We start from the raw sequence: 13604 nt of genomic DNA, 5'->3' as shown, positions 1-13604 counted from the left end.
ACCTGTCCCTCTGGCGTATGTGAAAGGGGAAACAGATGCATGTTGACAAAACCTGAGTTCAACCAGGGGAAAATCATCGATGGATTAAAAGAACACTTTCATATAGCAGCGAAAGAAGTGACGTTCCTGCCCATCGGACATGATCCGAAAGCGGCAGTCTATCGTGTAACAGGGGGGAGTGGCGAAATCTTTTTTCTGAAAATGATTCAAGGTGACTTTGATGACACTGGAATCAGGATCGTTCATTTCCTCTCTACTCAAGGGGTCGACGCGGTCATACCGCCCATGCCGACATCTAGTCATGAGCTGGCAGTCCATCATGAAGGATACCACTGGATTTTCTCGCCGTTCGTAGACGGGCGAACGGGTTTCGAATCACCGTTAAGCGAGCAACAGTCGATTCGTTTTGGTCAGATCCTGAAATCCATTCATTCTGCAGGGGTCCCTCATGACCTTCAAGAGCAGCTGCGTCAAGAAGATTTCTCCGGTCCTTGGTGTGAGAAAGTCATGGAACTCGACCGGGAGATGGATTCAGACCTTCCACGTGACGAAGTGGCAGAGAAACTCATTGATTTTTGGAAAAGAAAGCGCGGGGACATCCTGACCCTAGTCGAGCGGACGGAGGAGCTTGGACAGAGGCTGCAGGTTCATGATAAAAGTGCATTTGTTTTATGCCACGGGGATATCCATCCCGGGAATGTAATGATCGATGGGGATTCAAAGCTATTCATCGTCGATTGGGACGATCCCGTCATTGCCCCGGTTGAGAGGGATTTAATGTTCCCGGGAGTAGGGTTGGGGTTGTGCTTCAAAGATGAAAGCCCTGAGCATATTGATCTTTTCTACAAGGGCTATGGAGACGTGGAGGTGGATCCGGTCCTTCTCGCCTATTACCGGAATGAGCGGGTGGTGGCGGATATCGCTTCGTACGGCACGCAGTTAATGGATGAAGGCGGGAATGTTGAAGACCGGAAGAATGGATTGCGGTTGCTGATGGGGCAGTTTGAAGCGGGGTATGAGGTGGAGGTTGCGGGGAGGACGTATGAGGAGATGATTGGGAAACTTGGGTGACTGCCTTTTTTATATGAAAGTAGAGTGAAAGAGACATTAAATTAAGGAGGAACGCCATGTGTGAAAACAATCTAGAATATCGCCTGATGGGAGAAGGAAAGCAGGTCCTCGTTCTTGAAACAGGGATCGGCAATTCTTTCTATAGCTGGCTTCCATTTGTGGACGTGATCAAGAACGATTTTACCATCGTCTTGTATCACCGTGCAGGTTATGGAAAAAGCGGGACATCACCGGCGCCTCGGACTGCAGCGAATATCGCAAGGGAACTCAATGACCTCATGGAATACCTGGAGATCGATCGGTTTCTATTAGCCGGCCATTCATTCGGCGGACTTTGCGCTCAAGCATATGCGAGGATGTACCCTGAAAAACTGGACGGGGTCCTCCTTATTGATGCGACCTCCCACCACTTTCAACGACTCTATGAGCTCAATCTGCCGGTCATGTATTCTATGATTTCTTTGGAGCAACTGATTGAAGCTAACGAGGAGAACGCAGGGAAGAGCAGAGCTGAATTGGAAGAATGGTATAAAGAAAGGAATAGCGAATTGTCAGATGAGGAGGAAGCGTTTCTTACAAATCCTGTCCTCTACCAGACGATTGCCGATGAATTTACCAACTGGTCCACCAGCAGCGACGAAATCAAGTCTGGTAAACCATTTCCGGATATCCCCCTGATTGTCATCGCAAGAGATGAAGCACTTTCTGCCAAGCCTTACATCGAATATGGCATACCGGAAGAGGAGGCAATGCTTCATGAAAAGGTGTGGCGTGAATTACAAGTGGAGCTTGCACAGTTATCAGTAAACGGAGAACTTATGATTGCTGAGGGGAGTGACCATGAGGTACATAAAGATCAACCGGAGATTGTGGTGGAATGTTTACAGAGGCTAAAAGAGGGACAGGTTCCCCGGCTCTAGATATGCCAAGGAACCTGTCCCTCTGGTGAAAAAGGAAGCACGAGAACCGTCCCCATGCTTACGTTTTCGGAAATGTAAATCCTTCCCCGAATACATCCCGCACATCGTGGACGACGACGAATGCTTTTTCGTCGATTTGCTGGATCATTTTTTTCAGGAGGAAGAGTTCCTGTTTATTAATGACGACATAGAGAATATCTTTGGATGACTTGGAATAATGGCCCCGGGCGTTGATGATGGTGACGCCACGGTCCATTTTGGCGCTGACTTTCTCGGCGATGGCATCGGTATCCTGGGAGATGATCGTGACCGCCTTCCGTGTATCGAATCCGTCAATCAGGTAATCGAGGATCTTCGTGCTGATATAGATGGAAATCCCGGTGTACATCGTGTTTTCAATTCCGATGACGAACATGGAACTGAGAACGACAATAATATCAAACACGAACATACTCGTACTGACACCCCATCCGAATCGCTGGTTCAGCATGCGGGCCACAATCGTGGATCCACCCGTCGTCCCTCCTGAACGCAGAACAAGGCCAAGTCCGATTCCGATGAATACACCGGCAAATACGGTGCCGAGCATGATGTCGACAGAGTCCCCCATCCCTTCTGTTAATTGAATGAAGAGGGAGGTAAAGAAAATGGCAAGCATGGTGTACCATGTCACCCGTTTATTTAAAACCTTATATCCAATGGCGAGCAGAACCCCGTTCATGGCGAAGTTCGTGATACCCGGCGACCAATCGAATACATAGTAAAGAATCATCGAAATCCCCGTTACGCCGCCTTCCCCAAGCTCATTCGGGATCGCAAACAAATTGACACCGAGGGCGAAGAATAAGGAGCCAATGATGATCAATGTGATTTCTTTCGTTGTTGAATTCATATGCTCACTCCGTTCTCAATTGATACTAGGATACTATAGCACATGGGAAGCCGCGGGGACAGGTCCCTTGGTTGTTTTTTGAAAGGTGGATGATGGGTTGTTGAGAAATGCTGAGAAGTACACGGACAGTCAGTACCTCAGAATAACAAGCCGCCTCCATTCAGGAAAACGAATCCAGCGTCGACTTGCTCAATGGCATGGCCTTATATGTCAGTGGTTTTTATGTTGCAAATGCAACATAAAAACTAGTATATTGAATTTATACTTATATGATTGCATTTACTTGAAAGAACGTACTGGGGAGGGTAAGTATGACAGGGATTCTTCGTGAAATTGGCATGATTGCACGGGCGCTGGATTCGATCAGTAATATTGAATTTAAGGAATATGACCTGACAAAGGGGCAGTATCTGTACCTTGTGCGCATATGTGAAAACCCGGGCATCATCCAGGAAAAGGTAGCCGAGATGATCAAGGTGGACCGGACAACAGCGGCCCGTGCGATTAAAAAACTTGAAATCAATGGCTTTGTTGAAAAGAAAGAAGACAAGGAGAACAAAAAAATAAAAAAACTGTTCCCAACAGACAAAGGGAAGACGGTCTATCCTTTGATTAAAAGAGAACATGATCATTCGAATCTCGTGGCATTAGAGGGCTTTTCCGAAAGCGAAGCCGAAATTCTGGAGGATCTCCTTCAAAGAGCCAGAAAGAATATTGAAAAAGATTGGGAATATGTGAAAAAGGGGAACAAAAGACAGTATTGATGGGGGGAGCCGCTTATGACGATCATATTGAAAAAATGTACCATTGACGATGCACATACACTTCAAGAAATCAGTTATGACACATTCAATGAAACCTTTAAGCATCAAAATTCACCTAAAAATATGAAATCTTATTTGGAAAAGGCGTTTAACGTGGAACAAGTAGAAACCGAATTATCCCATCGTTCTTCACACTTCTATTTGGTATACGTTCATGAGGACGTCGCCGGATATTTAAAGGTCAATACGGGTGATGCCCAATCAGAAGAGATGGGTGATGAATCACTGGAAATAGAGAGGATCTACATCAAGCGCAGTTTTCAAAAACATGGGCTCGGCAAATATCTGCTGAATAAAGCATTTGAAATGGCTACGGAACGACACCTGAAAACCATCTGGCTAGGGGTATGGGAAAAGAATGAAAACGCCATTGCCTTTTATAAAAAAATGGGGTTTGTCGAGACGGGGTCTCATTCTTTTTATATGGGGGATGAGGAACAGAGAGACCTGATCATGACCAAATCAATCCTTTGAAAGGTGGATCACAATGTATATTCCAAAAGACTTTAAGATCACCGATGAATCGGTGACGTTTGGTGTCATCCAAGAACACAGCTTTGCGACGCTTTTTTCCCAACACGATGGGAAGCCGGTTGCAACGCATTTACCGCTCCTGTTAAACAAGGAGAAAACCCACTTATACGGACACTTTGCCCGTCCGAATCCCCAGTGGAAAGAGATTGAACAGCAAACAGTGCTGGCCATTTTCCACGGTCCTCATTGTTACATCTCCCCGTCCTGGTACGAAACGAATCAAACCGTCCCGACGTGGAATTATGTATCGGTCCATGTGTACGGGGAAGTAGAGCTTATCGAGGACAATCATGAACTCGTAGAATCTCTAAAAGAATTGGTATCAACCTTTGAAGCCCCAGACAGTTCCTACAGCTTGGAGGATCTTGACCCTGCGCTGCTCGCCGGCATGGGTAAGGGAGTACAGGGGTTCAAGATCAAGATTAATCAGATGGAAGGTAAAGCGAAACTAAGTCAAAACCATTCAACTGAGAGGCAGGAGCGGGTGATCCGAGAGCTTGAGCAGAAGCCGAGCACGGATGAGCAGCAGATTGCTGCTTGGATGAAGGGGAATTTGGAGTAGAGGTTTCATCTATTAAGGTCTCGTCTGTTCGATTTTAACTAATGAAGAGCAGTATCATAGAGTTATCATCTATATACGTAACAAAAGCCAGGTGCACACGATACGTTGTCCACCTGGCTTTCGTGCGTTTTCAACAAACCATCGTTTTTCTCTCTTTCAAAAAACCCCTCCCCATTTTCCATTTATTAACCATTCTGTCACAATTCCTTGTCTATTAAGAAAATACGGTAAATAACCCTATACATCCTACACGGGATACCTTACATTTAAGATGAAAAAGGATATATATGGTATTGGATTCGCCCCGAAAGGAGGAAGACCATGGACACTCAACTGATCATCTCACTCGTTATCCTGATTGTACTGGCGGACATCGGTGCCATCATTCTTTTTATAAAATATAGAAGAGGGCACATGGAGAAGAATCCCTTCATCACGATTCTAAAGAAAGAGGCAATGGTCTTCTATTATGCCCTATTCAAGTGGAAAGTGGGGAGAACTGAACGGACCTATGCTTATCACAAAGGCTCCAATTATTTCTGGCTGTTCATCGCGCTTCTTCATGAACAGGTGATTGAAGCGTTCGCGTTTCATTACTATTTAAAGGACGTGGATTCACTTCGGGCGGATATCCTTGTCGTGCTGCATGTCTACAGCATTCTTTATATGCTCGGGGATTATAATCTTGTCCGGAACTCACCGATTGCGTTCAAAGGGAACCAGGTGCAGATGAAAATCGGCGTGCGGAGGTCCCTTCGATTTAACATAGAGGATGTGTCGGCCATTCAGCCGGCCAGGACCCAATATGCAAAAAGCGGGGGCATCATCCATGGGAAAAATGTGTTTCATGTCGCCATGCTGCCAAGGGTGTTCACCCGCGTATTCGGGATGATCGATGAGTTGAGGTATGAAATCATCTTCAAGGAACCGATTGAGGCGAGAGGGTATTTCGGGCAGAGGAAAGTGGTCAAGAAGGCGTTGATTTATATGGAGGATGCGGAGCCTTTCATCCAGAACCTACGGAAAAGGGTGTTGGAGGAGGATGAGGCATTGGCATAAGGGAAGCATGGGGGGAATCATGGGGACGGTTCTCGTGCTTCTTCTTCGGAGAAAATGGGAGCAGAAGAACCGTCCCCGTGCACACGGTAAAAAAAACAGCCGGCACTCGCCGACTGTCCTTCACTCATTAACCCTTCATCGCTTCCATTTCTTCCTTGCTCGGACCATACACGCCAGGTACTTTTAAATCAGCCTGACGCATGAGAACCGTCAATTGACCACGGTGATGAGCCTGATGCTGAATCAACAGGCGGAATACGGCTTGAACCGGCATTTCCATCCCAAAGAGATTCACCATTTCGTTCATTTTCTCATCTGACACTTGCTCAGAAACGGCTTCTACGAGGCGGTCGCTGACGAGCTTATAGGTTTCGCTGATTTCTGCAGCAGACGTCGGTGCTTCTTTGCGAAGGTCCGGCACTTCGAACGTGATGCCGACTTGAGCCGGGAAGTAGTATGTAGCTCCCGTGATGTGCCAGGCAACGCTTCCGATGCTGTACAGGTCAGGTGCTACTTCCTGTTTCAGTGACTCGTCCGTCAGTGCGTCCATTACCTTTTGGGTGACTGCGGCTTCTTGTTTCCATTCTTGTAGGAAATCATTTTTGGATGTGAACATGGTATTCCCTCCTGAATTTTGAATGATACTTTCCTGTTTATTGTATCACGGGAAGGTAAAATGAGGCTTCTGTGAAGAGTTGATTCGAAGGAAAAAAGAAACGCTATGAAAAGAGATATCTATCCAGGCAGTGATTGAAGTATGATGAATATGAAGAGGTATAAACAGGCAAGGGGGAAAGAGGATGAACTTTACATTGAATGAAGGAATCGAGATTCTGGAGCGCACTCCGGTCACGCTTGAACATTTCCTGACCGGTTTGTCAAAAGGATGGCTTGAGTGTAACGAAGGCGATGGGACGTGGAATGCGATCCAGGTAGTGGATCATCTCATTGAAGGGGAAAAACACAATTGGATCCCGAGATTAACGATGATTCTTCAAGAAGGTGAACATGCAGTGTTTCCTGTATTTGATCGAGATTCGCATTTGAATGGAAATGCTTCAGGGACTCTTGCGGAGAAGCTACAGGAATTTGCCTCCCTACGAGCCCGAAACATCAATAGGTTAAACGAGTTATTAACTCATCATGAAAATTCCCTTGAACGAACGGGTGTGCATCCCGCTTTCGGTACAGTCACCGCCCGTGAGCTCATCTCGACTTGGGTGGTCCATGATTTGACCCATCTGTCGCAAATCGTGAGGGTCTTTTCAAAACGATATGCAGAAGACGTGGGGCCGTGGCAGGAGTATTTGGGAGTGTTGAGGTAGAAGCAGGGGGACGGTTCTCCTGCTTCTTTTTTTGTGCGGTTCCTGTGGACCCATGGGGAAAGAAGGAGTTTCCAACTAAGGTGAAGAATAGGGTAAGGGATGGATAAGAATAGGTTAAGCAGGTGAGGAAATGATACATTATTCTGGTACACCAACGTTAGAAACGGATCGTTTAGTACTGAGGAAGATTGAACGTTCAGATGCTCAAACTGTCTTTGACCATTGGCTTTCCGATGATCGCGTAATGGATAATCTCATTAAGGGGGCACACAAGTCTGTAGAGGAAACCATTAAGAGGGTAACGGAAATCGTTGGTCAGTATGAAACGGAAGAGTTCTGTTATTGGGGAATCGAACTGAAATCAAGTGGGGATTTGATTGGGGCGATTGACCTTTTTCATTTTGACCCGATGACGGAGAATTGTGAAGTGGGGTATACCATCGGTTATGATTGGTGGAATAAGGGGTATGGAACCGAGGCCTTGAGTGCGGTGATCGGATTTGGCTTTAGAACGATGAACATTCACAAGATATCAGCAGCCCATAATACGGATAACCCCGCCTCCGGAAAGATTATGAGTAAAGTGGGAATGCATAAAGAAGGAACCTTTAAACATATGATCCGCAATGCGAAGAATCAGTATAAGGACTGTGCGGTCTATGGGCTTCTTCAGGAAGACTATTTTAATGATGTGAAGTGAAGCAGGGGGACGGTTCTCTTGCTTCTTTTTTATATCAAATGGAAGCAGGAGAACCGTCCCCTTGCACCTTCTAAAGTATCGCCCTCATGAATTTTTGGTAAGGGGGAGGTTCTATTTTTAAAAAAAGAAGAATGTACGATTGCGATGAAAAATTGGTATAATGGCGTAATATACATTTTTAACCAAGGGGGCCCATATATGCGTCAAGAAGCAGCCGTAGAAAAAGTACTTGAAAGCTTAAAAAAGGATCCAAGCGTCCGGAGCGTATTCCTAAAAGGATCCATGGGACGGAAAGAACACGATGAACACTCCGATATCGACCTGTACTGTTTAGTGGAGGAAGGGGAAGAAGAGGGATTTATGAACCGCCGCCTCGATCATTTGAAAGCGTACAAGGACCTCATCTTTCACGATGACATTTTCATCATCGCCCCGCAGATCATCGCCATTTATGAAGACTGGCTGCACATCGATCTGTTCACGGTGACAGAGAAGACCATACAGGAGAAGGATTTCTTTACGGTGTTATACGATCCTGACCATCTGATGGGAAAATATGAATCTAGCCAAAACCTCACCGTTTCAGAAGAGGAGTTCAGGGATCAGGTCCTCGACGCCGCCTGGTTTCTGTTTCAGTATCAGAAAGCAGCGGCGAGGGGGAACCATACGTGGGCCGTTGAAATGCTGCGGCACTCGATGAGAAACGTGACGATCATTCTGCTATCGCGGTACGCGAAGGAGCGGGCGGGGCTTGGGTTGAAGACGATTCACCGGGATTTGCCACAAGAGCGTCAAGATCGTGTAGTGGAGATTTATGAGGCGATGACACCGTCACACCATGGGGAAGCGGTGCGGAAGATTGCGAGTCTGTTAGAAAGTGAGTTTGATTGGATTCGGGAAGAGCTTGGTGAGGGAGAGATAGTATCGTTTATGGGATTGATGGTTGGGAAAGTGTTGGTGGGATGAAAAAGCACGGGAGGCATGGGGACGGTTCTCGTGCTTCTTTTTTACGTCAGGGGGAAGCAACAGAACCGTCCCCATGCTCCCTCATGGATTAACAATTTCAATCTTTTTCCCCTTATGAACATCTTCGGTACCTGCCTCCAAGGCGGTCTTGTAGTAGCTGCATTTGTGGTCGATGACTTCCATGGTTTGCTGGAGTTCTTTGATCTTTGCTTCTACGGATGCTTTTCTTTCGAGGAACATGTCATAACGGTGTTGCAGGGTGGCGTCGCCTTCTGCGCACCAGTCGATGAAGTGCTTGATCTCCTTGATGGGCATGCCGGTGGATTTCAGACATTCGATGATGTGTAGGGCGGAGATATCGGATTCTTTAAATCGTCGGGTACCGTTTTCGTTTCGTTCGACAAAAGGCATGAGGCCTTCCTTGTCATAGTATCGCAAAGTATAGATAGAGAGATTCAGTTCTTTTGCCACTTCTCCAATAGAATAAGTCTTCATGTTCGTGCTCCTTTTGTTGGGAAATCTAGACGTCGAGTTAACTCTATATCTGTGAAAAAATCGTAGCACGGTCATCACTCGCTGTCAAAACAGATTCAAGGAGGGTTATCTCTTGACCTAGAGTTAACTATAGGGATTACCATGGGTATAACAAGAGTTCATCAGGTTTGTTCACCTGTCTCTTGAAAGCTACTATTACAGGAGGTTATTATTCATGGTAATTGCTAAAGCACGAGCTGTAGACGGTCCTGACAAATCTTTCAGAGAGGCTGAAATCGAGAGGCGGGATCTTGATAAGCATGATGTTTTGATTGAAATCAAGTATGCAGGGATCTGCCATTCCGATATCCATACGGCACACGGTGAATGGGGAGAAGTGAAGTATCCACTTGTTCCGGGACACGAGATTGCGGGGTTCGTAACGGAAGTGGGATCCGAGGTAACAAAGTACAAGGCCGGAGACCGGGTAGGAGTAGGATGTATGGTTGGTTCCTGCGGCGAATGTAAGAACTGCCGAGATGGGGAAGAGCAGTACTGCCTGGAAGGAAATATCCCTACGTACGCAGGAGTGGATAAATATGGCGAATTGACTCAAGGCGGTTATTCGACCCATATCGTTGTAGAGGAAGATTTCGTCCTGAAGATCCCTGATAACATCGAGCTGGATGCTGCGGCACCTCTTCTATGTGCGGGAATTACGACGTATTCTCCCTTGAATCATTGGAATGCGGGCCCAGGGAAAAAAGTTGCGGTTGTCGGCATGGGTGGACTCGGTCATATGGCAGTCAAGATTGCACATGCCATGGGAGCTGAAGTAACGGTCCTTTCCCGTACGTTAAATAAGAAAGAGGATGGCTTGGAATTTGGGGCAGAAGCTTATCATGCGACGAGCGATCCTGAGACGTTCGAGAAACTTGCCGGTACGTTTGATCTGATTATAAACACAGTGAGTGCCAAGATTGACATCAGCGCATATCTTTCCCTGTTGACACTCGATGGGGCAATGGTGAATGTGGGTGCGCCTGCAGAGCCACTCGAAGTGAATGTGTTCTCATTGATCGGCCACCGCCGTTCATTTGCCGGTTCCCTGATCGGAGGCATCCGCGAGACCCAGGAAATGCTCGATTTCTGTGGGGAGCATGGAATCGTGCCTTCGATTGAAGTGATTTCGGCGGATTATATTGATGAAGCGTATGAACGGGTATTGGGTTCAGATGTGAAGTATCGATTTGTGATTGATACTAGTACGATTTAAATAGAAGGAAGCACGGGGACGGTTCCCTTGCTTCTTTTTTATATTATATGGAAGCATCAGAACCGTCCCCATGCTTCTTGTCCCCATGCTTCACCCATACATCATCTAACTCATATTTCTGCCGCAGATGGTGACGGAAATGCATTCCAACGAGGTCAAACCATTCCTGGGCATTCAGCCATCCGAAGCCTCCGTGCTTCTGTTTGTAGTTTGGGTTGATTTCATGTACCTTCGCTTTCAACTCTTTCATTCGTTCCATTAGTTGATCGAGATCACAATTAATATCCTCATTCGTTTTTGTATTATCCGGGGCAGCATTAAGTTCGGGCGGTAATTGAATTTTAATAGGCGGGAATCCACCAAGGTTAAATAAATAGTCTCCAAACTCTGTTTTCCCCTGCGTTTGCTCTTCGCCAGCCAGTGCACAGGCTTCCACACTGTCCAGATATTCATGAGCCACAACAAGGAGATGGTCATACATTTGACCGATGGACCACACCCCTGGTTCGGGGATATACCTTAGCTGCTCAGGAGAATATGCTTGTAAAAAGTGTTTATATGTCTCAATCAATGTAAGGTCATTCATGTCATTCCCCCATCTTGATTTCTACTTACTTATCATTCTTAAAGTAATGAACAGGACGAATCTCGATGCGCCACCCAAATTCTTCTCCTATATTCAATTGTGTGGTTGGATGAATAGAGGCAAGTTTAATTGCTTCATCCATGTCTTCTGCTTCAAAAATAAAGACGCTGCCGATCATCTCTTTCGATTCAGTAATCGGACCATCTGTCACCATGACCTTCCCGTCCACACGGCGCAAGTTTTTGATCTCTGACTCTAGACCTGCATCCAGCAACACCTTCCCCGTTTCATAAAATTTCTCCGTGTGCGGCTGGCATTCAGCCATCACCGCCTCAATCTCGGCACTTGGACGTGCATCCATTTTTTCAGGATTGAAATAGCCCATACATAGGAATATCATCATCATCTCTCCCAGGTTCACTCAAATTTTTTGGTACCCACCTGAATATATTTAAAATTTCTGACAATAACATCTTACCATGATTGAACAAGCGGGAACGATGCTCGTCCTTCTTTTTTTCATCAAGAGGAAGCAACAGAACCGTCCCCATGCTTCTTGCTTTCGTTTTCAGGTGGTGAGTGAGATAATTTGAGCAACCACAAAACTGAAGGAGGAGTTATGAATGAAGAAAGTCATGAATGAACCTGAAGATTTGGTCGTGGAGATGTGCAATGGGATGGCCATGGCTCATCCGGAGCTTGAGTTTATGAAGAAGTATAAGGTGATGAAGAAAAAGGATTTGAATGAAGATAAGGTAACGTTGATCAGCGGCGGCGGAAGCGGACATGAGCCTGCGCATGCAGGGCTTGTGGGGAAAGGGATGTTAGACGCTGCCGTGTGCGGTGACGTATTTGCATCGCCTTCGCAGATCCAGGTTTATCAGGCGATTAAGGCGACGGCGGGTAAAAAGGGAGCCCTGCTCGTCATTAAGAATTACAGCGGGGACATCATGAATTTTAAAAATGCCGCTCACATGGCTTCAGAGGATGGCATCCCCGTGGAATATGTCAAAGTGGATGATGATATTGCCGTGGAAGACAGCCTTTATACAGTGGGACGGCGTGGTGTCGCGGGAACCGTGTTGGTACATAAAATCGCCGGAGCGGCTGCGGAAGAAGGACGGGACTTGCTGGAAGTGAAAGCCGTGGCGGAGAAGGCCGCCGAAAATGTCCGGAGTATTGGCTTTGCACTGACATCCTGTACCGTCCCGGCCAGTGGCTCTCCGACGTTCAAATTAGCCGACGACGAAATCGAATATGGTGTCGGAATTCACGGGGAACCGGGAACAAGACGGGAAAAAACCGCGTCTGCGGACGAACTGGCAGAGCGCATGGTCAACGACCTTCTGAAGGATCTGAAGATGGAAGAGGGGAATTCTTCTGAAGTAGCGATTCTGGTGAATGGTTTTGGTGGAACGCCGCTTCAGGAGCTCTATCTCTTTAATAATAGCGTTACCCGAATTTTGGCCGGGAAAAAGGTATCCATTAACCGTGCCTTTGTCGGCAACTACATGACCAGCATCGATATGGCTGGTGTTTCCCTGACCGTGATGAAGCTGGATGAAGAGTTGAAAACATTGCTGTCCAGTGAAAGTACAGCGCCTGCGTTCAGGGTGGATGGGCCGGTCCCTGGCGTGGAGTACATCGATCTCGAGGAAGAAGAAGAGGCGAAACCAGTCTCCTTCGAAGTGGAAACGCCGGAAGAACATGTTGTGATTCAGAACGATAGAGCAACACTCGAAAACATCATCTACCTCGTGGATAAAATGAGTGACATCATCATCAAGAACGAAGTACCATTCTGTGAACTGGATTCACATGCAGGAGACGGGGATTTCGGGATGAGCGTATCGAAAGGCTTCAAGCAATTGAAGAGGGAATGGAAAGATATCCTGGATCAAGAGAATCTCACAATCGGCAGCTTCCTGGATGCGAGCTCCATGGTCATCATGGAATACTGCGGCGGTGCATCCGGTCCGATCTGGGGATCTGCATTCCGGGCAGCAGGGAAATCGGCAGGGGACCGATCGGAACTGACCGTGAAAGAATTCGCGGATATGCTGCAGGCGGCTGTGAAAGGAATTCAGGATACAGGTGAAAGATCCTTCGGCAGAGGAGCTGAAGTCGGCGACAAAACCCTAGTGGATGCACTCGTTCCATGTGCGGACTCCTGGTCGCAAAGTGCCGGAGACGGAGATGACTTCAAGACCGCGTTTGAAAAAGGAGCAGCGGCCGCTGTTGAGGGTGCCGAGAAAACCAAGGATATCGTTGCCCGGATGGGACGAGCAGGTACCGTTGGAGAACGAAGCCTCGGTCATCCAGATGCAGGTGCTTATGCGCTTGGGGTAATCTTTACGGAGTTAGCGGAGAGTTTAAGGTAAAAGTTGAAGAAGCAAGGGGACGGTTCTCTTGCTT

At 46.9% G+C, this 13604-nt stretch carries 16 protein-coding genes; 11 read left to right on the top strand and 5 right to left on the bottom strand.

Annotation, left to right across the window (positions count from 1 at the left end; genetic code table 11):
* The first annotated feature begins 39 nt into the window (after positions 1-39).
* Together BVI01S_RS02115 and BVI01S_RS02110 are read left to right on the top strand one after the other, a co-directional pair.
* Entirely contained in the window at positions 40-1071 is a 1032-nt protein-coding gene (locus tag BVI01S_RS02115; RefSeq protein ID WP_061809065.1) for a phosphotransferase, read from the top strand.
* A gap of 56 nt (positions 1072-1127) precedes the next feature.
* Positions 1128-1991 (top strand): alpha/beta fold hydrolase, encoded by an 864-nt coding sequence (locus tag BVI01S_RS02110; RefSeq protein WP_061809064.1) that lies wholly within the window; start codon positions 1128-1130, stop codon positions 1989-1991.
* 58 nt (positions 1992-2049) lie between these two features.
* Here BVI01S_RS02110 and BVI01S_RS02105 read toward each other — a convergent pair whose 3' ends face one another.
* A complete protein-coding gene (locus BVI01S_RS02105; RefSeq protein WP_034761627.1) occupies positions 2050-2883 on the bottom strand; it encodes a YitT family protein in 834 nt (277 codons plus the stop codon).
* A 311-nt stretch (positions 2884-3194) separates the two neighbouring features.
* On the opposite strand from BVI01S_RS02105, the gene BVI01S_RS02100 reads away from it, so the two are divergent.
* The 4 genes from BVI01S_RS02100 (at position 3195) to BVI01S_RS02085 (ending at position 5862) form a co-directional block, all read left to right on the top strand.
* Entirely contained in the window at positions 3195-3647 is a 453-nt protein-coding gene (locus BVI01S_RS02100) for a MarR family winged helix-turn-helix transcriptional regulator (protein ID WP_034761629.1), read from the top strand.
* Between the two features lie 15 nt (positions 3648-3662).
* Positions 3663-4181: a spermidine/spermine N(1)-acetyltransferase gene (gene paiA / locus BVI01S_RS02095; RefSeq protein ID WP_034761631.1), complete on the top strand. Its 519-nt coding sequence runs from the start codon at positions 3663-3665 to the stop codon at positions 4179-4181.
* A gap of 13 nt (positions 4182-4194) precedes the next feature.
* Positions 4195-4803: an FMN-binding negative transcriptional regulator gene (locus BVI01S_RS02090; protein ID WP_061809063.1), complete on the top strand. Its 609-nt coding sequence runs from the start codon at positions 4195-4197 to the stop codon at positions 4801-4803.
* Between the two features lie 321 nt (positions 4804-5124).
* On the top strand, positions 5125-5862 hold the full coding sequence (locus tag BVI01S_RS02085) for a hypothetical protein (protein ID WP_061809062.1): 738 nt from the start codon (positions 5125-5127) through the stop codon (positions 5860-5862).
* Positions 5863-5989: 127 nt separating this feature from the next.
* On the opposite strand, the gene BVI01S_RS02080 is transcribed toward BVI01S_RS02085, so the two are convergent.
* The gene (locus tag BVI01S_RS02080) at positions 5990-6478 is read right to left on the bottom strand and encodes a DinB family protein (protein ID WP_034761640.1); all 489 of its coding nucleotides are present in this window, start codon (positions 6476-6478) and stop codon (positions 5990-5992) included.
* Positions 6479-6662: 184 nt separating this feature from the next.
* Between BVI01S_RS02080 and BVI01S_RS02075 the strand changes: the two genes are divergently transcribed.
* The 3 genes from BVI01S_RS02075 (at position 6663) to BVI01S_RS02065 (ending at position 8853) form a co-directional block, all read left to right on the top strand.
* Entirely contained in the window at positions 6663-7187 is a 525-nt protein-coding gene (locus tag BVI01S_RS02075) for a DinB family protein (protein ID WP_061809061.1), read from the top strand.
* 130 nt (positions 7188-7317) lie between these two features.
* Positions 7318-7887, top strand: a complete 570-nt coding sequence (locus tag BVI01S_RS02070; protein ID WP_061809060.1) for a GNAT family N-acetyltransferase — start codon at positions 7318-7320, stop codon at positions 7885-7887.
* A gap of 198 nt (positions 7888-8085) precedes the next feature.
* A complete protein-coding gene (locus tag BVI01S_RS02065) occupies positions 8086-8853 on the top strand; it encodes an aminoglycoside 6-adenylyltransferase (protein ID WP_061809059.1) in 768 nt (255 codons plus the stop codon).
* A gap of 81 nt (positions 8854-8934) precedes the next feature.
* Here BVI01S_RS02065 and BVI01S_RS02060 read toward each other — a convergent pair whose 3' ends face one another.
* The gene (locus BVI01S_RS02060; protein WP_034761649.1) at positions 8935-9348 is read right to left on the bottom strand and encodes a MerR family transcriptional regulator; all 414 of its coding nucleotides are present in this window, start codon (positions 9346-9348) and stop codon (positions 8935-8937) included.
* A 214-nt stretch (positions 9349-9562) separates the two neighbouring features.
* Here BVI01S_RS02060 and BVI01S_RS02055 point away from each other — a divergent pair, with 214 nt between their 5' ends.
* Positions 9563-10603, top strand: a complete 1041-nt coding sequence (locus BVI01S_RS02055) for an NAD(P)-dependent alcohol dehydrogenase (protein ID WP_061809058.1) — start codon at positions 9563-9565, stop codon at positions 10601-10603.
* Between the two features lie 43 nt (positions 10604-10646).
* Here BVI01S_RS02055 and BVI01S_RS02050 read toward each other — a convergent pair whose 3' ends face one another.
* Positions 10647-11189 (bottom strand): DinB family protein, encoded by a 543-nt coding sequence (locus BVI01S_RS02050; protein WP_061809057.1) that lies wholly within the window; start codon positions 11187-11189, stop codon positions 10647-10649.
* Positions 11190-11214: 25 nt separating this feature from the next.
* On the bottom strand, positions 11215-11595 hold the full coding sequence (locus BVI01S_RS02045; RefSeq protein WP_244886834.1) for a YciI family protein: 381 nt from the start codon (positions 11593-11595) through the stop codon (positions 11215-11217).
* Positions 11596-11812: 217 nt separating this feature from the next.
* On the opposite strand from BVI01S_RS02045, the gene dhaK reads away from it, so the two are divergent.
* Positions 11813-13570 carry a dihydroxyacetone kinase subunit DhaK gene (gene dhaK, locus BVI01S_RS22005; protein WP_082804637.1) on the top strand — a complete coding sequence of 586 codons (1758 nt, stop codon included), beginning with the start codon at positions 11813-11815 and terminating at the stop codon, positions 13568-13570.
* Positions 13571-13604 lie beyond the last annotated feature (34 nt).

This window comes from Rossellomorea vietnamensis NBRC 101237 (assembly GCF_001591825.1).
Taxonomy (GTDB): domain Bacteria; phylum Bacillota; class Bacilli; order Bacillales; family Bacillaceae_B; genus Rossellomorea; species Rossellomorea vietnamensis.
The sequence above is the reverse complement of the archived record's forward strand: the minus strand, read 5'-3'. Positions and strand labels throughout refer to the sequence as shown.